At 49.1% G+C, this 21,890-nt stretch carries 22 protein-coding genes and 1 pseudogene; 12 read left to right on the plus strand and 11 right to left on the minus strand.

Annotated elements, in window-relative coordinates; translation table 11 throughout:
* Positions 1–22 precede the first annotated feature (22 nt).
* From csgC to OGW16_RS04835, 4 genes are all read left to right on the plus strand, one after another.
* Complete coding sequence (gene csgC / locus OGW16_RS04820) at positions 23–355, plus strand: curli assembly chaperone CsgC (RefSeq protein ID WP_043015876.1); 333 nt, start codon at positions 23–25, stop codon at positions 353–355.
* 151 nt (positions 356–506) lie between these two features.
* Positions 507–827, plus strand: a complete 321-nt coding sequence (locus tag OGW16_RS04825) for a YmdA family protein (protein ID WP_043015877.1) — start codon at positions 507–509, stop codon at positions 825–827.
* Between the two features lie 100 nt (positions 828–927).
* Positions 928–1,470: an O-acetyl-ADP-ribose deacetylase gene (ymdB, locus tag OGW16_RS04830; RefSeq protein ID WP_047412151.1), complete on the plus strand. Its 543-nt coding sequence runs from the start codon at positions 928–930 to the stop codon at positions 1,468–1,470.
* Positions 1,454–2,893 (plus strand): phospholipase D family protein, encoded by a 1,440-nt coding sequence (locus tag OGW16_RS04835; RefSeq protein ID WP_286518026.1) that lies wholly within the window; start codon positions 1,454–1,456, stop codon positions 2,891–2,893. The genes ymdB and OGW16_RS04835 overlap by 17 nt, the downstream gene beginning before the upstream one ends.
* A gap of 24 nt (positions 2,894–2,917) precedes the next feature.
* Here the strand turns inward: OGW16_RS04835 and mdoC are convergent, their stop codons facing one another.
* On the minus strand, positions 2,918–4,078 hold the full coding sequence (mdoC, locus tag OGW16_RS04840) for a glucans biosynthesis protein MdoC (protein WP_075144850.1): 1,161 nt from the start codon (positions 4,076–4,078) through the stop codon (positions 2,918–2,920).
* Between the two features lie 271 nt (positions 4,079–4,349).
* Here mdoC and mdoG point away from each other — a divergent pair, with 271 nt between their 5' ends.
* The 3 genes from mdoG (at position 4,350) to OGW16_RS04855 (ending at position 8,709) form a co-directional block, all read left to right on the plus strand.
* A complete protein-coding gene (gene mdoG, locus OGW16_RS04845) occupies positions 4,350–5,885 on the plus strand; it encodes a glucans biosynthesis protein MdoG (protein WP_087050897.1) in 1,536 nt (511 codons plus the stop codon).
* A complete protein-coding gene (gene mdoH / locus OGW16_RS04850) occupies positions 5,878–8,406 on the plus strand; it encodes a glucans biosynthesis glucosyltransferase MdoH (protein ID WP_032941800.1) in 2,529 nt (842 codons plus the stop codon). The genes mdoG and mdoH overlap by 8 nt, the downstream gene beginning before the upstream one ends.
* Before the next feature lie 75 nt (positions 8,407–8,481).
* The gene (locus OGW16_RS04855; RefSeq protein WP_047413529.1) at positions 8,482–8,709 is read left to right on the plus strand and encodes a YceK/YidQ family lipoprotein; all 228 of its coding nucleotides are present in this window, start codon (positions 8,482–8,484) and stop codon (positions 8,707–8,709) included.
* Here OGW16_RS04855 and OGW16_RS04860 read toward each other — a convergent pair whose 3' ends face one another.
* Positions 8,710–9,087: a MysB family protein gene (locus OGW16_RS04860; RefSeq protein WP_043017882.1), complete on the minus strand. Its 378-nt coding sequence runs from the start codon at positions 9,085–9,087 to the stop codon at positions 8,710–8,712.
* Between the two features lie 137 nt (positions 9,088–9,224).
* Between OGW16_RS04860 and OGW16_RS04865 the strand changes: the two genes are divergently transcribed.
* Positions 9,225–9,419, plus strand: a complete 195-nt coding sequence (locus OGW16_RS04865; RefSeq protein ID WP_157787649.1) for a hypothetical protein — start codon at positions 9,225–9,227, stop codon at positions 9,417–9,419.
* A gap of 393 nt (positions 9,420–9,812) precedes the next feature.
* Positions 9,813–11,111, plus strand: coding sequence for a sensor domain-containing diguanylate cyclase (locus tag OGW16_RS04870; protein ID WP_231130608.1), 1,299 nt, complete (start codon positions 9,813–9,815; stop codon positions 11,109–11,111).
* A gap of 61 nt (positions 11,112–11,172) precedes the next feature.
* Here OGW16_RS04870 and mdtG read toward each other — a convergent pair.
* Both mdtG and OGW16_RS04880 read right to left on the minus strand, forming a co-directional pair.
* Positions 11,173–12,395, minus strand: a pseudogene (gene mdtG, locus OGW16_RS04875) (multidrug efflux MFS transporter MdtG).
* A 155-nt stretch (positions 12,396–12,550) separates the two neighbouring features.
* Positions 12,551–13,471: a Kdo(2)-lipid IV(A) acyltransferase gene (locus OGW16_RS04880; RefSeq protein ID WP_047412136.1), complete on the minus strand. Its 921-nt coding sequence runs from the start codon at positions 13,469–13,471 to the stop codon at positions 12,551–12,553.
* A gap of 220 nt (positions 13,472–13,691) precedes the next feature.
* Here OGW16_RS04880 and trhO point away from each other — a divergent pair, with 220 nt between their 5' ends.
* The gene (gene trhO / locus OGW16_RS04885; RefSeq protein ID WP_087050871.1) at positions 13,692–14,744 is read left to right on the plus strand and encodes an oxygen-dependent tRNA uridine(34) hydroxylase TrhO; all 1,053 of its coding nucleotides are present in this window, start codon (positions 13,692–13,694) and stop codon (positions 14,742–14,744) included.
* Between the two features lie 45 nt (positions 14,745–14,789).
* On the opposite strand, the gene OGW16_RS04890 is transcribed toward trhO, so the two are convergent.
* The 7 genes from OGW16_RS04890 to pyrC all read right to left on the minus strand — a co-directional run bounded on the left by OGW16_RS04890 (position 14,790) and on the right by pyrC (position 19,545).
* A complete protein-coding gene (locus OGW16_RS04890; RefSeq protein WP_043015888.1) occupies positions 14,790–15,365 on the minus strand; it encodes a YceI family protein in 576 nt (191 codons plus the stop codon).
* Position 15,366: 1 nt separating this feature from the next.
* Entirely contained in the window at positions 15,367–15,933 is a 567-nt protein-coding gene (locus OGW16_RS04895; protein ID WP_043015889.1) for a cytochrome b, read from the minus strand.
* Between the two features lie 261 nt (positions 15,934–16,194).
* Positions 16,195–16,308 (minus strand): YceO family protein, encoded by a 114-nt coding sequence (locus OGW16_RS04900; RefSeq protein WP_003846814.1) that lies wholly within the window; start codon positions 16,306–16,308, stop codon positions 16,195–16,197.
* Positions 16,309–16,359: 51 nt separating this feature from the next.
* The gene (gene solA / locus OGW16_RS04905) at positions 16,360–17,478 is read right to left on the minus strand and encodes an N-methyl-L-tryptophan oxidase (protein WP_043015890.1); all 1,119 of its coding nucleotides are present in this window, start codon (positions 17,476–17,478) and stop codon (positions 16,360–16,362) included.
* A 114-nt stretch (positions 17,479–17,592) separates the two neighbouring features.
* A complete protein-coding gene (gene bssS, locus OGW16_RS04910; protein ID WP_003036154.1) occupies positions 17,593–17,847 on the minus strand; it encodes a biofilm formation regulator BssS in 255 nt (84 codons plus the stop codon).
* A 340-nt stretch (positions 17,848–18,187) separates the two neighbouring features.
* Positions 18,188–18,433, minus strand: coding sequence for a DNA damage-inducible protein I (dinI, locus tag OGW16_RS04915; protein ID WP_043015891.1), 246 nt, complete (start codon positions 18,431–18,433; stop codon positions 18,188–18,190).
* A gap of 65 nt (positions 18,434–18,498) precedes the next feature.
* Positions 18,499–19,545 (minus strand): dihydroorotase, encoded by a 1,047-nt coding sequence (pyrC, locus tag OGW16_RS04920; RefSeq protein ID WP_080625399.1) that lies wholly within the window; start codon positions 19,543–19,545, stop codon positions 18,499–18,501.
* A gap of 275 nt (positions 19,546–19,820) precedes the next feature.
* On the opposite strand from pyrC, the gene tssK reads away from it, so the two are divergent.
* Positions 19,821–21,161, plus strand: coding sequence for a type VI secretion system baseplate subunit TssK (gene tssK / locus OGW16_RS04925; protein ID WP_181633915.1), 1,341 nt, complete (start codon positions 19,821–19,823; stop codon positions 21,159–21,161).
* Entirely contained in the window at positions 21,158–21,805 is a 648-nt protein-coding gene (gene tssL / locus OGW16_RS04930; protein WP_043015894.1) for a type VI secretion system protein TssL, short form, read from the plus strand. Before tssK ends, tssL begins: the two co-directional genes overlap by 4 nt.
* Positions 21,806–21,890: the final 85 nt, after the last annotated feature.

Raw genomic sequence — 21,890 nt, forward strand, 5'->3', positions numbered from 1 at the left:
GTTTTTTTTTCGGGAGAATAAGATGCATACGTTATTACTCATTGCCGCGCTGGCAAATCAAATAACATTTAATACAACTCAGCAAGGTGATATGTACACCATTATTCCTCAGGTGACGTTAACTCAACCTTGCGTATGTGAGGTACAAGTCCTTGCCGTACGCAAAGGGCAGGGGGGACAAAGCCAATCGCAGCAGAAAACAAGCCTTTCGGTCCCTGCTAATCGGCCGATTGAATTAACCAAACTGAGCTTTAATATTTCACCTGAGGATTCGGTCAAAATTATCGTTACCGTTTCAGATGGGCAGTCTCTGCATCTATCACAACAATGGCCTGACTCAAACAGTCATCCATAAATTTTTGCTTTATTTGCATTAAGTGTGTGGCTGGGAATGCGGTGCTGTTCTATGAATATAGAAACGTGTGAACGTTTGTATTTGATCGTTAATCGCAGCGGTGAAGGATCATTTCGATCCCTCAAGGATGGCTAATCATTGAGGAACCCTTATGTGTACATTATTAAAGCGTATTTTAAGTGCCAGTTTGTGTACTTTTTCTCTTTTGACTCTCCCCACAATGGCGCAGCAAATCACAACCGGCGGGGTTATTCATTTTCGCGGTGCAATCGTTGAATCGCCTTGCGACGTGAACACCCAGCAGCAGCAAATTGAATTATCATGTATGCGTGACGGCACTACCCGGAATAGCCTCTACAATCAACAACAGCTCGCGACAACCTCTCAGAACGTGCAACAAATTGCCACAGTCAAAATGCACTACCTCAATGAACAAAAAAACATGGCAATTCTTAATATTGAATATAAATGAGTCGCTGTGGCGTAGATATGCACACTTGCGGTTAAAAAGTGAGATTTCAAGGAAAACCCTGCTGTACACTTAACGAATAGTGTTTTGTCAGGGGGTACTTATGCAATCGCGTGTTCATGTGTTACATGGCGATATTACGACGGTCGCTGTTGATGTGATTGTCAACGCGGCCAATTCATCACTACTGGGCGGCGGTGGCGTTGATGGCGCGATCCATCGCGCTGCCGGACCCGCATTATTGGCAGCCTGCAAACAGGTAATCCAGCAACAAGGAGAATGTCCGACGGGGCATGCGGTTATCACTCTGGCGGGGGACCTTCCGGCAAAAGCGGTCATCCACACCGTAGGACCTGTCTGGCAAGGTGGAGGTCATCATGAGGCCGAACGACTCGAGGAAGCTTACTTAAACACGCTGCAACTGGCCCTGGCTAATGGGTATCAATCCATTGCTTTTCCGGCGATCAGCACCGGGGCTTATGGCTATCCCCGCGCCGCAGCGGCAGAAATAGCGGTAAAAACGGTGTTGAAATTTATTACCCGCCGCGCACTTCCTGATCAGATATACTTCGTGTGCTTTGATGAAGAAAACGCTCAACTTTATAAGAGGTTGCTAACACAACAAGGCGATGATAACACGGACTGATATGACCCGACTTGAGCGCGCCATCACGCCACTTTGCGAAAACCACCCGGGAGAATGCGGCATTCTTGCGTTGGATGATAGCCTCGATGCGTTTGCAGCTCGCTATCGGTTAACGGAAATGGCGGAACGTACCCTTGATGTGCAGTATTACATCTGGGAAAACGACATGTCCGGGCTATTGCTATTTTCCGTTTTGCTGGCTGCGGCGAAGCGGGGCGTCCGGGTGCGTTTGTTGCTGGATGATAACAACACGCCAGGTCTGGATGACACGCTGCGTCTGCTGGACAATCACCCTAATATTGAAGTTCGCCTGTTTAATCCCTTTTCCTTTCGCATTCTGCGCGCGCTGGGCTATTTAACCGATTTTGCCCGGCTTAATCGGCGCATGCACAATAAAAGTTTTACCGCTGACGGTGTCGTGACTCTCGTTGGCGGGCGTAATATTGGCGATGCCTATTTTGGCGCGGGTGAACAACCGCTGTTTTCCGACCTGGACGTCATGTCTATCGGACCGGTTGTCAAAGATGTTGCGGATGATTTCGAGCGTTATTGGCGCTGCCGCTCGGTTTCAACGTTGCAAAACGTGCTTGAGATGTCTGAGTCAGATTCTGTGCAACGTATCGAGCTACCTGAATCCTGGTATAACGATGATATTACCCGTCGCTATCTGCATAAGCTGGAAACCAGCCAGTTTATGTCCAGTGTCGATCAACGTTCGCTGCCGCTGATTTGGGCGAAAACACGTTTGCTGAGCGATGATCCTGCAAAAGGAGAAGGGAAAGCGCCGCGCCACTCGCTATTACCGCAGCGTTTGTTCGACGTGATGGGCTCGCCAACCGAACGTATTGATATTATCTCTGCCTACTTTGTGCCGACTCGCGCCGGCGTGGCGCAGCTCCTGAGACTGGTAAGAAAAGGCGTCAAGATTGCTATTTTAACCAATTCACTGGCGGCGAATGATGTGGCGATCGTCCATGCTGGCTATGCGCGCTGGCGAAAAAAACTGCTGCGCTACGGTGTAGAATTGTACGAACTTAAACCGACCCGCGATCGCGTTTCGGTCGTTCACGATCGTGGATTAACAGGTAATTCAGGCTCCAGCCTGCATGCGAAAACGTTCAGTATTGACGATCGCAAAGTGTTTATCGGCTCGCTTAATTTTGATCCCCGTTCGACGCTACTCAATACGGAAATGGGATTTGTGATTGAAAGTGAAGTGCTGGCCGGATTGATTCATAAACGGTTTATGCAAAGCCAGCGTGATATGGCCTGGCAGCTGCGTCTTGATCGTTGGGGAAGAATTAATTGGGTTGACCGACTTGCCGGCAGTGAACAGGTATTAAAAAAAGAACCCGCCACAGGATTCTGGAAGCGGGTTCTGGTAAAGCTGGCATCCGTGTTACCCATTGAGTGGCTGCTTTGAGCCACACGATGAATGCGAGAAAATCTAGCCAGCCACGGCCTTGTTTTTATCCTGTTTCACGGGCGGTTTACCCGAGAAGAGAAACTTCAGCAGCGGTATACGTAAATGGATTTCGTACAGTATGACCGCAATCCCAACCACAAACAGCAAACCGCAGAGAAAACCCAGCAGATTCGACGAGATATGCGGTGTGATGTAAGCGCCAAAAAACAGCGTTAACGGGTGGTGCACCAGATAGATAAACAGCGACGCGTTGACAAAATAAGTCACGCGGGCCGACTGGAAATTAAGCAAACGGTGACCCAACGAAAAGACGACGTTCACCATCCACAGTCCCATGACCATGGTAATGACATATTCGGTTTCATACATCCAGGCATCACCATTGCCGTAACGCTGATTGAGCAGGTATGCAACAAATGCGAATGCAGCGCCCAGGGTGCAACCGCGCGACGGCGTGGTAAACAACGCCTTCAGATTCGGGTTGATAAACGCCAGTGCGCCGAGCATAAAGAAAGGCACATAGAACAGCGTTTGCATAACGATAAAATTGAACATGCCATCGCTGAGAATCGAAGGGTAAAGGATGAAAATCGTCCTTCTGACGGCGGCATAGCCGACACCCAACAAGATAAAAATCAGCGTTAATTTAGCCATTGACACCGCAGGCGCGCTGGCGGAATCGCTTTGCGTAAGCCTGTTTTTCATCAGGGTGAACACCCACATGCTCACGGTCGTTAACACCACCAGAACCAGTAGAAACCACAGATGGGAAATCAGCTCCCAGGCCAGCGCATTGTACTTATCGTAACCGCTGAGAGTATGCCAACTGTCTGCTTTTCCCTTTACATATTGCAGCATGATAAATTGCGGCAGCGTAAGCAATGGAATCGCGGTGAGCATTGGGATCCCCACGCGTTCTACACGCACCTTCCACCAGCGCTTTAAGGGATAGCGCAAAAACAGCATGTAGGAAAAATAACCTGAAATGACAAAGAAGACCTGCATGCGAAAAGCGTGGATGAAGTCGTTAAACAGAGTCAACCACCACGATGGTTCGGCGCTGTTCACGTGCCAGGTGTGGGTCGAGTAAATCAATGAAATATGGAATGGGATCCCTAACAACATTAGCCAGGCACGGATGGAATCAAGAAAATATTCGCGTGGTGGTGATACAGAGCTCATAGACAGTTATGTATTCTCAGACTTTTCGTCTTATCCCTAAGACGAATAATGGTTACATTCGAGGGCAACCCTACACGAAGTCCAACAACCTGTCTCCAGGATAAGCACGCAAAGTGAAAACAGGTAGTTGAACCTGATTAAACCATGAGCCAGCGCGCGAACAATACAGGGATTCAGTTGTCGGAATACCCGATTATCCATTAAAATGGATCGGATCAATATAAGCACACAAAGGGGGAAGTGCTTACTAATTATGAAACATAAACTACAAATGATGAAAATGCGTTGGTTGGGTGCAGCAGTTATGTTAACGCTGTACACATCATCGAGCTGGGCGTTCAGCATTGATGATGTTGCAAAACAAGCTCAATCCTTAGCCGGTAAAGGCTATGAGGCGCCAAAAAGTAACTTGCCCTCCGTTTTCCGCGACATGAAATATGCGGATTATCAGCAGATCCAGTTTAACCGCGATAAAGCTTACTGGAGCAATCTCAAGACCCCATTTAAGCTCGAGTTCTACCACCAGGGTATGTACTTCGACACACCGGTCAAAATCAACGAAGTTACCGCCACCGCGGTGAAAAGAATCAAATACAGCCCGGATTATTTTAATTTTGGCGATGTTCAGCATGATAAAGACACGGTAAAAGATCTCGGTTTCGCCGGGTTCAAAGTGCTGTATCCGATCAACAGCAAAGATAAAAACGACGAAATCGTCAGCATGCTCGGTGCCAGCTATTTCCGTGTTCTGGGTGCCGGCCAGGTCTACGGTCTGTCTGCGCGCGGTCTCGCGATTGATACCGCTCTGCCTTCTGGCGAAGAGTTTCCCCGCTTCCGTGAGTTTTGGATCGAGCGTCCGAAACCAACTGATAAACGTTTGACCATTTATGCCTTGCTGGATTCTCCGCGTGCAACCGGAGCGTATCGCTTTGTCATCATTCCTGGCCGTGACACGGTAGTTGATGTTCAGTCCAAAGTTTATCTGCGCGATAAAGTAGGCAAGTTGGGCGTAGCACCGTTAACCAGTATGTTCCTGTACGGACCAAACCAGCCTTCTCCGGCAACTAACTATCGTCCGGAACTGCATGATTCTAACGGTTTGTCTATCCACGCTGGCAACGGCGAGTGGATTTGGCGCCCGCTGAATAACCCGAAACATCTGGCGGTCAGCAGCTTCGCCATGGAAAACCCGCAAGGTTTCGGCCTGCTGCAGCGTGGCCGTCAGTTCTCTCGTTTTGAAGATATCGACGATCGATACGATCTGCGCCCAAGCGCCTGGATCACGCCAAAAGGTGACTGGGGTAAAGGTAAGATTGAGTTAGTTGAAATCCCAACTAACGATGAAACTAACGATAACATCGTTGCGTACTGGACGCCGGATCAACTGCCAGAAGCCGGCAAAGAGATGAACTTCAAGTACACACTGACGTTCACGCGTGATGAAGACAAGCTTCATGCGCCTGATAGCGCCTGGGTACAGCAGACTCGTCGTTCTACCGGTGATGTAAAACAGTCCAACCTGATTCGTCAGCCTGACGGTACCATCGCGTTTGTGGTGGACTTTACCGGCACAGATATGAAAAAGCTGCCGCAGGATACCCCGGTTACCGCACAAACCAGTATTGGCGACAACGGCGAAATCGTTGAAAGCACCGTGCGCTACAATCCGGTATCTAAAGGTTGGCGTTTGATGCTGCGCGTGAAAGTGAAAGACGTGAAGAAAACCACTGAAATGCGTGCTGCCTTGGTCAATGCCGATCAGACGCTGAGTGAAACCTGGAGCTACCAGTTACCTGCCAATGAATAAGACAACTGAGTATATTGACGCAATGCCGCTTTCGGATATCGAAAAAGCGGCACTGCCGAAAACTGACATCCGCGCCGTTCATCAGGCGCTGGATGCCGAGCATCGTACTTACTCGCGCGAAGATGATTCACCGCAGGGTTCTGTAAAAGCTCGCCTTGAGCAAGCGTGGCCGGATTCTCTGGCTAAAGAGCAGTTGGTTAAGGATGATGAGGGCCGCGATCAACTGCAGGCGATGCCAAAAGCAACGCGTACCTCTATGTTCCCCGATCCCTGGCGTACCAACCCGGTTGGCCGTTTTTGGGATCGTCTGCGTGGGCGCGATGTGACTCCGCGTTATCTTTCTCGGTTGACGAAAGAAGAACAAGAGAGTGAGCAAAAATGGCGTACCGTAGGCACCATTCGCCGCTATACGCTGTTGATCTTAACGCTGGCGCAAACGGTCGTAGCAACCTGGTATATGAAGACGATCCTTCCGTATCAGGGGTGGGCATTCATTAATCCTGTAGACATGATGGGGCAGGATTTGTGGGTCTCCTTTATGCAACTGCTGCCCTACATGCTCCAGACCGGCATTCTGATTTTGTTCGCCGTGCTTTTCTGTTGGGTATCAGCGGGATTCTGGACCGCGCTGATGGGCTTCCTACAACTGCTGATTGGGCGAGATAAGTACAGCATCTCGGCCTCAACGGTTGGTGACGAACCGCTGAATCCCGAACATCGTACGGCATTGATTATGCCTATCTGTAACGAGGACGTAGACCGCGTATTTGCGGGACTTCGCGCCACGTGGGAATCGGTCAAAGCAACGGGCAACGCTGAGCATTTCGATGTTTATATCCTGAGCGACAGCTACAATCCTGATATCTGCGTGGCAGAACAAAAAGCATGGATGGAGCTGATTGCCGAAGTGCAGGGCGAAGGGCAGATTTTCTATCGCCGTCGTCGTCGTCGTGTGAAGCGTAAAAGCGGCAACATTGATGACTTCTGCCGCCGCTGGGGAAATCAGTACAGCTACATGGTCGTGCTGGACGCGGACTCCGTGATGAGCGGCGACTGTCTGAGCGGGCTGGTGCGCCTGATGGAAGCGAATCCAAATGCCGGGATTATTCAGTCTTCACCGAAGGCTTCCGGTATGGATACACTGTATGCACGCTGCCAGCAGTTTGCGACCCGTGTTTATGGACCGCTGTTTACCGCCGGGCTTCACTTCTGGCAATTGGGTGAATCGCACTACTGGGGTCATAACGCGATTATTCGCGTGAAGCCGTTTATCGAGCACTGCGCACTCGCGCCGTTACCGGGCGAAGGCTCATTTGCGGGCTCGATCCTCTCCCATGACTTCGTGGAAGCGGCATTGATGCGTCGTGCTGGTTGGGGCGTGTGGATTGCCTACGATCTGCCGGGCTCTTATGAAGAGCTGCCGCCGAACCTGCTGGATGAACTCAAGCGTGACCGTCGCTGGTGTCATGGCAACCTGATGAACTTCCGTCTGTTCCTGGTGAAGGGGATGCACCCGGTTCACCGCGCGGTGTTCCTGACTGGCGTTATGTCCTATCTGTCGGCACCACTCTGGTTTATGTTCCTCGCGTTGTCGACCGCATTGCAGGTGGTGCATGCGTTGACTGAACCGCAGTACTTCCTGCAACCGCGTCAGCTATTCCCGGTATGGCCGCAATGGCGACCTGAACTGGCAATCGCGCTGTTTGCCTCAACGATGGTCCTGCTGTTCCTGCCGAAGTTGCTGAGTATTTTGCTCATCTGGTGTAAAGGAACGAAAGAGTACGGTGGGTTTATCCGCGTTACGCTGTCGCTGCTGCTGGAGGTTTTGTTCTCCGTCCTGCTGGCGCCGGTGCGTATGCTGTTCCATACCGTCTTCGTCGTGAGTGCTTTCCTCGGTTGGGAAGTGGTGTGGAATTCGCCGCAGCGTGATGACGATTCGACCCCGTGGGGTGAAGCGTTTATGCGTCACGGGTCTCAGTTGCTGCTGGGGCTGGTGTGGGCGGTGGGTATGGCCTGGCTGGATCTGCGTTTCCTGTTCTGGCTGGCGCCGATTGTCTTCTCGCTGATCCTGTCGCCGTTTGTGTCCGTTATTTCCAGCCGCTCTACGGTTGGGTTACGTACCAAGCGCTGGAAGCTGTTCCTGATCCCGGAGGAGTATTCTCCGCCGCAGGTGCTGGTGGATACGGATACCTATCTGGTGATGAACCGCAAGCGTACGCTGGACGACGGTTTTATGCATGCGGTGTTTAACCCGTCATTTAACGCACTGGCAACGGCAATGGCGACTGCGCGTCACCGTGCGAGTAACGTACTTGAGATTGCCCGCGACCGCCATGTGGAGCAGGCGCTGAATGAAACGCCGGAGAAACTAAACCGTGACCGCCGCCTGGTGCTGTTGAGCGATCCGGTGACGATGGCGCGTTTGCACTATCGCGTCTGGAATTCACCTGATAAGTATTCTTCATGGGTGAATTACTATCAGGGGCTGACCCTGAATCCGCTGGCGCTCAGGAAAAAATAAGCGTTATGTAATGTGAAAATACCGGCCTGGTGCCGGTATTTTTTTATACTGAATAAAAGAGGCGGGAGATATCAGGTGCGAATAGTAGCCGTGGGAATTATGGTGATCTTCCTGAGCGGATGCGGCAGCATTATTAGCCGAACTATCCCAGGACAAGGGCACGGAAACCAATACTATCCTGGTGTGCAATGGGATGTACGTGACTCCGCGTGGCGTTACGTCACCATCCTCGACCTGCCATTTTCGCTGGTATTTGATACGCTGCTGCTACCGCTCGACATTCACCATGGACCTTACGAATAACTATCGCTCGTCCCATTCATCGGCTGCGGTCTGACCTTCTTCGGTATCCAGGGGAGGCTCCAACTGGAATTCACCTTCATCCCATTCGTGAAGCGTGTTTTCTTCCTGCCACTCCTGACGAATCTCAATTTCATCGTAGTCACCATCAAAAACACTTTGCGCGGCTTCGCCACTCAACATTGGCAGGCATTCACCATCTACATCATCCTCGTCAGCAAAGAATTCCGCCTGCCACATAATGTCACCATCCTGTAGCACGTATTTTTGGACGCTTAGCTGTTGAACGCTGGCGTCGTCTGACTCAAGGTCAGGGTTATCAGCCAGAAACACTTCCCGAGCCGCATCAATAGCCTCTTCCAGCGTGGCATAAAAATTCATGTCATTCTTTGCCATATTCCTTCTCCTAAGGCGAACAATAAAGGGTGATGATTCAATCTATAGACGGCGATTCGCAGAGCGTCAAACCCGTTGGCAGCGTGGCTAACTCAATCAGATGATCACCGCCTGCAATGTCTATGAAGCTGGATAAAAGTAATCCAGGTAGTTTATGCAAAAATTTACATTGGCAGATACTGAAGCCGACGGAATATCAGGAAAAAAAATCAAGAAAAAATAGTAATGTATGTGGTTTGCAATGTAGTAATGAAAATCAAAAAAATAAAAGCGGACGTCATATAAGAAAACCTTTATCACCAACAGGCTTTTGCTAAGGTTTTGTGTGGATTCCTGCAGGCAGTCATGCACTGAATTTTTTATAACACTCTTAAATCAAAGGAGAAAATTAATTTTACGGTCGGGAGTGTTGCATATGCAATTATTGAAAAACAATAAACCAGCAAGCATCAATGGTAATGCTTAGATATCCTTAGTGTATGGACTTTGTTAACGCTTTGATGAGCGTTTCAAAAGCATACATAATAATAGATGATTAATACCAGATGTTATAAATCTATATAAAATCATTAATTTGGGAATGAATCAATATCATTGAACTTGTGCTGTTATAATGTTTGCAAAAATTAATGCTTTAATATATAAAATGCAAAATTAAGAATTCTCCTAAGGTTGTTATGGATAACAGTAATTCAAATAATGGAAGGTTGATGGCTTTCTATGTAATCTGTTTGGCTGGTTATATTCTTGGGGGGTTGTGTCTTACACAATTTAAATTAACAATACAGAGTGTACCGCAAACAGTATATTTAATTATAATTGTAGGGCTATTCTTTTTATACGGAATAATTTTCCTGTTTATGTTGTTCCAGTATCTTTGTAGAAAAGATCTCACCTGCTTAATGATACTAGGAATGGCATTTCTTGGGAATGATGTTTTTTTTGCTGAGACTATCTACATCGTTCAGAATTTGATTAATGACAATGTTTCGATCGAAAAAAGAACAAACGATATTGCTATATTCTATTATTTTCGACAGGTCAGTTTTATAGCATTGTTATTCATATCTTTAAAGTCTTACAAAGAAACTTCGACAGTTATTGAAACCAACGAAAGAGAACCTTGCTATATCGTTCTGGCTTTTTTAATCATGCTGGTAATCGCTGTTGTGGCGCACATTCTGGCCAGTTACAACCCTAATTTTACAATCGAGATCACAAGCCTGAAACCTGATAATGTCACGGTGCACTGGCATATTGGGTATATTTATTCACTTATTGTGTCCTGGAGTCTGGTTCTGTTGTATTTAATCATTAAAACCAGAATGAAAAATATATTGTGGAAAAGCATAGGGTTGCTGTGTTGCTCGGGAATATTAACCAACGTACTACTTCTGAGTCTGGATGAATACAGCATGTATATTTGGTATGTCAGCAGGGGCATTGAGGTAATAAGTACCCTGTGTATAATATCAATACTTATGTACAACACCTTCATCATCCTGAAAAAAGAAACGGATTCAGCTATTAAAGACGCAATGACGAAAATATATAACCGCAAACTGTTCTACAGGTCATTAAAATCAGCGTTAGCAAAAGGCGTAGTGAGTGTAATGGTGTTGGATATTGATAAATTTAAACGGATTAACGATACCTACGGTCATCAGGAAGGTGACAGAGTAATAATCAGTGTTGTCAATATTATCAATAAATCAATTAGGGATACGGATATTTTTGCAAGGGTAGGTGGCGAAGAATTTGCGATCCTGCTTAAGTGTAACGATAAAGATGAAGCTATTGTGATAGCGGAACGAATTAGACGGAATATTGAGAATGGTACGGCAATACCAAATGCGTATGAGTTGAAAGAAAAAATGACGATAAGTATTGGCGTATATTGTAGCAAAACTGATGATGAATCAGCGGACAAAGTCGTTTCATATGCAGATGCTGCGCTGTATGAGGCCAAAAATACTGGCAGGAATAAGGTATGTTACTATTACAATTAAGACTTAAATGAGTGTCGGGTGAAAAATATCATTCGATTCTGAGATGATAAATACACTCAAATCATCCTGCGGCCTCAGGACTCCGGCGACGGCGCAGGCTATTCCATGAGTAGAGGGCGTTAAATAGTACGACGCCCGCGGTCACACAGAAGACGGCGCGAAAACCATAGTTGGCAGATATCGCCGCCCCCATTAATGGTCCTGTTACGTTGCCGATGTCGCGAAATGACTGGTTATAACTGAAAATCCGCCCGGCGATCTGATTCGTTGAGTTATAGACCAGCAGCGTTTGTACCGCCGGGAGCAAAGCCCCATCGGCGGCACCCAATAAAAAGCGCAGAACCCCCAATTGCCAGGGCGTCTGTACGAATGACATTGGAATAAGCAACAGCACGGAGATGACCAGAGCCACAATCAGGATCTTCTCGGGGCCAATTCGATCACCGAGTTTGCCAAGCCTTGGGGCGCTTATTAACGCAGCCACACCCGGAACGGAGGCAATCATCCCGCTGATAAAAGCGATGTTACTGACGTTACCAGCCAGCTCGCGAACGTATAGCGTCAGAATGGGCGCAATAGAGCCGGTTGCTACCTGAATGATAAGCGTAGTGACAAACAGGCTCAGCACCAGTTTTGGGTTCTTTAAAGAGGTTACCACTTCGCGAATGTGCAGCATCTCTTTCTTGCTTACCGCCTGGAAACGCTCGCGGATAAAAAATAGCGTCAGGATAAAACAAACCAGCAGCACGCTGGCAGTGATGAAAAATACCGGGCGTAAACCGTACTGATCCGCGAGCAGCCCGCCGGCTAACGGTCCGAGCAGCGCGCCGCTGACGCCTCCGGTTGAGAGCGTACCCAGCGCCCAGCCGCTTTTGTTGCGCGGAACCTGGGTAGCGATCAGCGCATTAGCGTTGGGAATGAAACCGCCGAGCAGACCCAACAGGGCGCGCAGGATCAAGAACTGCCAGATATTTTGCGCCAGGCCCATCAGCAGCATCACAATAGCCATGCCCAACGCGGAACGCAGCAGCATGATTTTTCGCCCTTTGCGATCGGCAAGGCCACCCCAGAAAGGAGAGAGGCGATGGCAGAAAAGAGAAACGTGATGCTGAAGACCAGGCCTGACCACATGTTCAGGGCGCTATGACCCGTGACGCCCAGACTCTCGACATAGAGCGGCAAAAAGGGCATAACCAGGCTAAATGCGGCGCCGGTTAAAAAACAACCCAGCCAGGCAATGGTGAGGTTGCGTTTCCAGTTTATGGGAGCATCTGAGGGTGACATAGCGTTCCGCAGTGTGACGCGCTGTTTGCGCTATCGATTGAATATAAGTAAGCAGACTAATTATGCGCCTGGTTGATAGTTGCTGCAATGCGGATAGCAGCTAAACCTAAAGCGGGCAGGGAAAGTGTTGCAGTCCTCAGGACTGCAACAGCGATTTAATACAGGGAAGGGGAGCCTTCGGGGCGCGTCTTGAAGCGACGGTGCAGCCACATGTACTGCTCAGGAGCCATCATGATGCATTGCTCAACAATCTTATTCATCCACGCAGCCGTAGTTTCCGCGTCGTCTAACGGCGGAGAACACTCCGGAGGCAGCATAATCAATTGATACCCTTTACCGTCAGGCTTGCGGCGAGGAACAAACGGGACCAGACAGGCATTGGACATACGCGAAAGCATCCAGGTCCCGGAGGTCGTTGCGGCTTGTTCAACAGCAAAAAGCGGTACGAACACGCTGGCGCGAGGACCGTAGTCATGATCCGGCGCATACCAGACCACTTCGCCTTTTTTCAACGCTTTAATCATTCCTTTCAGGTCTTTACGGTCGAGCATTGATTTATTCGAACGCATACGGCCCCAGGTTTGTAGCCAGTCGAGCAGCGGGTTGTCGTTAGGGCGATACACACCAATACCCGGCTCCTGCAAACCAAACTGACGCGCACCCAGTTCAAGGGTCAAAAAGTGCAGACCCACTAACAATATTCCCCGCTTTTGTGCCTGAACGTCGCGGATATGCTCCATCCCGATAACTTCCGTCCAGCGTGAAATGCGCTTGTCGGACCAAAACCAGGCCATTCCGGTTTCCATCACGCCCATGCCAACGGACTCAAAGTTTTTGACGATCATCTGCTGGCGTTCCCGCTCGCTCATCTGCGGAAAGCACAGTTCCAGATTGCGGGATACAATTTTTACCCGACGTTTCATTAAACGTAACGCCAGGCGACCTAATGCGCAGCCCAACTTATAAAGAATCGGGTAGGGTAACTGCACGATTAACCAAAGGATGCCAATGCCCAGCCAGGTTAACCAATAACGTGGATGCAGTAACGCAGCCGAAAACTTGGGTAAATTCGTCATGTCTATCCTGTCTTCAAACGACCAATTCCCTGTATTGTCGCATTTTTTCGTGCATATCAAAAATTTGTGACGGGAGAACGGTGATTAAACCATCAATTGTTGTTGCGCGTTTATATTGAAGTAAGAAATGTAGCGCAAAATGTGTGGATGTAAATTGGCGATGTTTGCTTTATGATCTCGCCGATTTCCATTTACTCCCAATTTGCAGGATACGTACACCATGCCAGTGTTACACAACCGCATTTCGAACGACGCCCTCAAAGCCAAAATGCTGGCCGAGACTGAGCCGCGCACGACGATCTCATTCTATAAATATTTCACTATTACCAATCCTCAGCACACACGTGATGCACTGTACCAGATGTTCACCGCATTGAACGTCTTCGGGCGCGTCTATCTTGCTCATGAAGGAATCAACGCACAAATCAGCGTACCGCAAAGCAACGTCGAGACATTTCGCCAGCAGCTTTATGCGTTTGATCCCGCATTAAACGGATTGCGTCTGAATATCGCGCTGGATGATGACGGTAAATCGTTCTGGGTGCTGCGTATGAAAGTACGTGAACGCATCGTGGCGGATGGGATTGACGATCCGCAATTTGACGCCAGCAACGTGGGGGATTACCTGAAGGCGGCAGAAGTAAACGCCATGCTGGACGATCCTGACGCGGTATTCATTGATATGCGCAACCACTATGAATATGAAGTGGGCCATTTCGAGAATGCACTGGAAATTCCGGCAGACACGTTCCGCGATCAGTTACCGAAAGCGGTTGAAATGATGCAGGCGCATAAAGATAAAAAAATCGTTATGTATTGCACGGGCGGGATCCGTTGTGAGAAAGCCAGCGCATGGATGAAACACAACGGATTTAGCAAAGTCTGGCACATCGAAGGCGGTATTATTGAATATGCCCGCAAGGCGCGTGAACAGGGACTTCCGGTGCGTTTTGTCGGTAAAAACTTCGTTTTTGACGAGCGTATGGGTGAAAGAATTTCTGAAGATGTCATTGCGCATTGCCATCAATGCGGAACGGCGTGCGACAGCCATACCAATTGCAAAAATGATGGCTGCCATCTGTTGTTTATCCAGTGCCCGGCCTGTGCGCAAAAATATAACGGCTGCTGTAGCGAGTTGTGCAGCGAAGAGAGTGAGTTGCCGGAAGAAGAGCAACGACGTCGTCGCGCTGGCCGCGAAAATGGCAACAAAATCTTTAATAAATCACGCGGTCGCCTGAATACCAAGCTGGGCATTCCGGATCCCACGCAATAAAATGATGCCGGCTGAGGGGTAAGACCTCATCCGGCAACTCATGTTTTACTTCTGCTGGACACCTTCCACTGAGATTATCAGATCCACTTCCTGTGACGCCGGACCGAGATCGGTGGTGATGTTGAAGTCCTTCAGTTTAATTTTCCCTTGTGCTTCAAAACCAGCGCGCGTACCGCCCCACGGATCGCCGCCCTGACCTATCAGCTTTGCGTCCAGCGTAACCGGCTTAGTGACGCCGTTCAGGGTCAGATTACCGGTGATATCCAGATCGTTCCCTTCTTTTTTCACGCTGGTGGAGCTAAACGTCGCCTGTGGGAATTTGGCCACGTTAAGGAAATCTGCGCTGCGCAGGTGCTTGTCGCGTTCAGCGTGATTGGTGTCAACGCTGTTGGTGTTGATGGTCACGTTGACCTTATCGGCTGCGGGATTTTTCTCATCAAAGGTAAATGTACCGTCGAAATCTTTAAAGGTGCCGTACAGCCAGCTGTAACCCAGATGCTGGATACGGAAATTAACAAAGGCATGCTGTCCTTCCTTGTCAATCTTGTAATCTGCCGCCACGGCCGAGCCAGCGGTGAATAACAAAGCGGCGAGTGTCAGTCCAGGCAGGTTTTTTTTCATTTTAAGCTCCATTGTCAGATGACGATTTTCCCAACATGCGATTGAGGGTATCGTCGTGATCGATAAAGTGATGTTTCAGGGCCATCAGTCCGTGCAGAAGCGATAAAACCACCACGGACCATGCAAGCCACAGGTGCAGGCTACCTGCGAGGTCGGCCTGAGCGCCCGCATTGGCAAGGGTCGCTGGGATGTCAAACCAACCAAATACGCTTATCGCTTTGCCATCAGCGGTGGAAATCAAATATCCACTGATGACAATAGAAAAGAGCAATGTGTATAGCGCGAGGTGACCCACTGCCGCAGCGATGCGGGTTAAACGGGAATAATTTGTCAGCGCAGGAGGTGGAGGGGAGAGCAATCGCCAGACGACGCGGATGACTAATCCCATCATAAGCAGAACGCCGATGCTTTTATGCAGTTCAGGGGCCTGGTGATACCAGCCGTCGTAGTAGCTGAGCGTGACCATCCATAAACCCAGCGCGAACATGCCATATACAACAATCGCAGTCAGCCAGTGTAATACGGCAGACACTATGCCATAGCGTTGTGGACTATTATTGAATTGCATAAGCACACCGTTAGATATTTCAGAAGTGAATGAAAATGGCGCGGAAAAGACATTAATGCAACTAATAAATAACAATGGCGCTGATATTTATTGTTAACTCAAAATAATTGATTGACTTGTGAAGTTATCATCAGGCATTTAGAGAGGAATGCGAGTATCAAGGCCTGCTTTCGGGGTTTGTAGGTTTTTTTCTTATTCAATTTAATGCAATGAAAATTCAACTAACATCAGTTTATGTCAATTAATGTCAGCGTAATGAGATCAAAAAAACATAATATATATAACATCCATAATTGCCAGTAGCGACCATAAAATAATGTAGAGCATAAAATGCTCGCGAATATTATTAACCAGATAGTGAAAGATGCGGCGCATCGATGTTATTCCTGTCATTAAAAATGGCCTCACCAACGAGGCCATCATTTATTATCGCTTAAAACGGCTTAGCCTGAAGGGGGTCAGGTCAAAGTCAGACTGTTTGTCCTGGGCGAAGTTTGCCGCAATCTCTCCCAGCACGGAGGCAAACTTAAAGCCATGTCCGCTCAACCCGGTTATGATTAGCGTGTTGTCATGCTCCGGCAGAGTATCAATAATAAAGTCTTCATCCGGTGAGTTATCATAGGTGCAGGACGCACCGTGCAGACAGCAACCAACGCCTGGCAGAATTGTGCGCAGGAATGGGAAGGCTTCAGATCCATCGCTGGCAACAGCGGCAAACGGCTTACGCTCTTCTGTAGAATGAATTACCTGTCCGCCATTGTGCTTGCCAATTTTTAGCTCATCGTTTTCTGCCGGGAAACCGTAATACTGATCGCCATTTGGCAGCTCTCCGGTGAAGGCAGGGAAGTTATTCTTGACGCTGTAACGTCCATCGGCCTGATACCATGCGAACACCTTGCGCACGGGCTGTATCGGTAGTTCGGGGACTAAAGCCTGCACCCAGGTACCGGCGCTGATCACCACTTTTCGCGCGTGATAGTCACCGTCGGCGGTTTCTACCGTGACGCCATCATCACCGTGACGAATTGCGCTGACCGGGCATTTAAATAGCTGTGCGCAGCCTGCTTCTTCCGCCAGACGGATCCAGGTTTTAATTGCTAACTCACTGCGCAAGAAACCTGACTCCGCTTCAAACAGACCGATATAGTTTTCAGGTACGCGAATCTCCGGCCAGCGCGCCATGATGGCTGCAGCATCCAGTTGTTCAACGTTGAGTTGCCACTGTTTTGCGCTTTGCGCCGCGGTCGATAAGAAGGTTGAATCTGCCGGGCCGAGGTTGATTACACCAGAGCGAACAAAAATCGGTTCTTCATTTTGGGTGGACAGTTCATCCCACAATGCCTGCGCCCGCAGTACCAGAGGAACATATTTTTCGCCTTCGCCATAAGCATGACGAATTAATCGAGTGTCGCCGTGGTGGCTGCCCTGCTGATGCGGGGGCATATGCGCATCGATCATCAGAACCTTCAGACCGGCGCGAGTGGCATAGTATCCGGCTGCGGCGCCTACCGAACCGCTGCCAATAATGATTAAGTCGTATTTCATCCGCTTCTCTCTGCAATCGCGATAGTAGCAGGGTAAATAACTGACCCGGAATATTCAACCTGGAAATAAGAAAGGCACCGATAAGGTGCCTTTTGATGGTTGGAGGTATCAGATTTAATGTCGCTGATACTCATTTACCTGGTAATCGCCGGATTCAATTTTGGCGATTCCTGCTTCTAATATCGAAATAAATTGCCTGGCAACATCTGTGGTTAACCAGAGCGTTTGACCAACTTCAGTCCCATCCGGGTCCGGACGATTCGGGGTCTGGTAGTGCAAACGCAGCATCAGCGCATCATAGCTATCAACGGTGCTGATGTCCCATCCTACAAGCGGATGAGTCTGAATGACTTCATTATTCTTTTCCATCATGCCCCCTAATTCGTGTTACTAGACAACGGTTTTCGAGGTTCAATGCGTTTTTTTCTGAAGCAACTTCAGTATATCAATAAATAAGGGTATTCATTGGAAATTTAAAGAGGGGAGCGCATAAATTTTTTGTTTTCAGCGTTATCTGAGTAAGAAACCAACATGTTATTCATTTTTTTTTAGCATGTTGCACAATTATTTTGGTGTTGTGGTTAAAAGATAACCAGGGATTGATTATTAAAATATAAGTTCGCCAGCAGGAATGCGCTATTGATTTAAAGATGGCGTGTATAAAAAAGCCGGGGCGACCCGGCAAACAAACATCACTGCATATCATTATTTATTCATTGATGAACCAGTCATCCGCGCTTTCCCACGTCTCCTGGAGGATCTCGCTGATACGTTCTTTGTCTTCTTTGCTCGCACCAATAACCGACAGATTGTTTGCGCCAGCATAACGCACGGATACGTTACCTTCGTTATCCGGAAAATGGTGCTGAATACGGCGGGAGAGTTCACCTGCCAGCGCGTCAATTGCGCCGGCGGGTAGTGGTGAAGTTTTAGCAATAGTGACTTCAATACGCATAGTAGCCCCCTGTGGAGTATACTGTTTATTTATACAGTTAATCACCTCAGTTGGCTACACTTATTTTAATTTTTTACTGACCAGCGTACCGTTTCGCCACCCAGGAAAGGCACCAGCGTATCATCGTCCAGTGCAATGCTCTCCGGGACCTGATGCTCCACGCGCTCCAGCTCAATAAAGGTCTCATTCACTGGCAAACCATAGAACCGTGGGCCATTGAGTGAGCTGAAGGCTTCGAAATGCGCCAACGCATTCATCTCTTCAAACACGGTGGCATAGCTGCCCAGCGCGGTCGGCGCATTAAAGCAGCCCGCACAGCCACAGCTAGACTCCTTACGATGACGCGCATGCGGCGCAGAGTCGGTACCAAGGAAGGCGCGGTTAAACCCGCTGGCAACCAGCTCTCGCAGCGCCTGTTGATGGACGTTACGTTTGAGGATCGGCAGGCAGTACAGGTGAGGGCGAATCCCACCGACCAGCATGTGGTTGCGGTTAAACATCAGGTGCTGTGGCGTAATGGTCGCAGCCAAAAGCTCGTTACCGTCGCGCACGTAGTCGGCAGCATCTTTAGTCGTAATATGCTCGAACACCACCTTCAGCGCAGTTAAACGCTGGCGCAGTGGTTCCATCACCGTTTCAATAAAGCGTGCTTCACGATCGAAAATATCAATATCCGCATGCGTCACTTCTCCGTGCACCAGCAGCGGCATACCCAATTTTTCCATCCTTTCCAGTACCGGCATGATGGCGTCAATCGAGGTTACGCCATGCGTCGAGTTGGTGGTGGCATTGGCCGGATAGAGTTTTGCAGCGGTGAAAACGCCTTCGTTAAATCCACGTTCCAGTTCGTTGGGATCCAGCGTATCCGTTAAGTAGCAGGTCATTAATGGCGTGAAGTCGTGTCCGGCAGGTACCGCGTCAAGAATTCGCTGGCGATAAGCGATAGCCGCGTCAACCGTGGTGACGGGCGGAGCCAGATTCGGCATGACAATGGCGCGGCCATACACTTCACTGGTATAGGGCACGACAGTTTTTAACATGTCGCCATCGCGAAAGTGAAGATGCCAGTCGTCTGGGCGGCGGATCTTTAAAACCTGGGATGGTGCAGTCATCAATATGCTCCGGCTGAGGATAGTCTTTTTTGCCGGAAACAAAGGATAAGCGGAAACGTTTTCGTTTGCACGAAAAAAAGCGCGCTGTCTGTAAGCGTCACCAGCAGTATCACACTGCCAACGCGCCAAATGTTTAATCGTTAATTAAGACTTAATTTTTTTATTTCAGTGTGTAATTATATATATTGATATAATTAATCATAAAACAAATGATTTTTATTAATCTATTTTATTTCTGGATGTTTGAATAAAAATGTTATGGCACAGGAGGTGCAATGAAGATTTTTCGTCCGCTATGGACAAAAGGGATCCTCCTTTCTCCCCAGTATTTTCAACAGCAAACGTTGCTTAATTCCCGTGATGACCAGGGTATAGCCCAAATGAGCGTTATGCATCCGTGGGGGGTATGGCGTGCAGAATTTGATTCACAAGTACTGACACAAGGGCAACTGAAACCCCTTTGCCTGAACTTACGATTTCAGGACGGTACTCAGATAGATACTGAGCAGATGGATGCCCTACCTCCAACGTTAACGTTGACGGGGGAGACAAACGAAGCCACAGTGCTGTTGGCCCTTCCTCAGTTTTATTCGAATGACCGTAATTGCCTGCAACCGGAAGACATTGCTGAATATCCGGTGCGTTACCGCCAGGTGTGGCGCGATGTACGCAACCAGTTTGATGATGACATAAAGCCGATGGCGGTGATGCAACATGAACTCACGCTACGGCTTTCAACTCAGGATAATGCCAATTACCTCACCTGCCCGGTGGCTCGGATATTAAAAGACGTACAGGGTAACTATGTCCTTGATGGGACGTTCATCCCTCCGCTGCTGGCGATGCACGGTAATCACGGGTTGTGCGACAAGACAGAGGTGTTATTGACGCAACTGCGTGCTCGCATTATCCGTTTGATGGCAATGCGTCGGGAAAGTAATGAGCGGATGGCGGATTTTGCTGTAGCAGACGTCTCGTTATTTTGGCTGCTCAATGCGCTAAATACCGCCGAACCCGTCCTGGGGATGTACCAGCGTTTCCCACAGGTGCATCCGGAACGCGTGTATCAGGAGTTGGCGCGGCTGGCGGGGGCGCTGCTGACGTTCTCGCTGGAACATGAGATTGGCGTTATCCCGCTGTATCAGCACGATGATTTAAGCAACACGTTTTTGCCGTTGTTCAGGTTGTTGAACAGATTGTTGGAAACCAGCCTGCCATCACGGGTCATCGCCATTGATATGGAACGCGATCTTCGTCTGCATCAATGGATCGCCCGACTACACGATCCCCGTCTGCGTGAAGGTGCTGACTTTTGGTTGTCGGTGCGTTCATCCCTGCCAGCTGCGCAGCTTTATAACCAGTTCCCACAATTATGCAAGGCGGGGAGCCCGGACGATGTAAACCAGGTTGTGAATATTGCGCTAAATGGCATCCCGCTGAAAGCGCAAACTCACGTCCCGGCGGCGATTCCCCTGCGCCTGGAAAATCAGTATTTCTCCCTCGATCTCAATCATCCGTCGGCCCAGCGAATGCTGGACTCTGGCATCTGCGTATTTTATGTACCGGGCACGTTGGGTGAACTCGAGCTTGAGCTGTTTGCGGTGTTGCGCACATGACCTTCAACGTCGATGAATGTCTGGCCGATATTTGGCTTCAGACCGTGAGATTACGGCAGGGGGAGCAGTTTGCTACCGGGGAAGGGCGGCGGTTGTGGCAGATGTGCGCGGATAATGTGACGTGTGTGCGAGAGGTGACGCGTACGGCGGGGTTAACCGAGGAAAACATTCTGCACATCACCTATGCCTGTTGTGCACTGTTGGATGAGGCGGTGAAAAGTCGCGAGGTACAGGATGATGCCAGTCTGGTGTGGTATCAGTCCCCGCTCCAGACGCACTACTTCAACACCCTCGACGCCGGAGAAGCGTTGTATGAGCGGATGCGTGGTGTTCTGCGCGAGCCGGCACCGGAACCAACGGTGCTTATCTGTTTCCATCGGGTATTGATGTTGGGATTTCTCGGTGGACTGAGTCCGGACGCACCAACACGGACAGCGTTACTCAATGAACTGACATCGCATATTCCCGCTTTTCAGTTTCAGGAATCACAGCCGGTACTTAATACCTTACCTGCGCGAAGCTCGCTGGGTTTATGGCTGCGTGACGTCCGAATTCGGCTGATGTTGGGCCTGTTTGCGGTGGGACTACTCTGGTGGGGGCTGGACTGCTGGCTTGACTCACTACTGGTCAGTTTCGCCGCATAACACAGGCGAATGGCAACGTTGGGCTTCGCCAATTTCATGTGTTGATCAGTAGGGACATTCAACGCGGTTACTGAGAACGGGGAAG

The sequence above is a fragment of the Citrobacter sp. Ce104 genome, from assembly GCF_030334595.1.
Taxonomy (GTDB): Bacteria; Pseudomonadota; Gammaproteobacteria; order Enterobacterales; family Enterobacteriaceae; genus Citrobacter; species Citrobacter europaeus.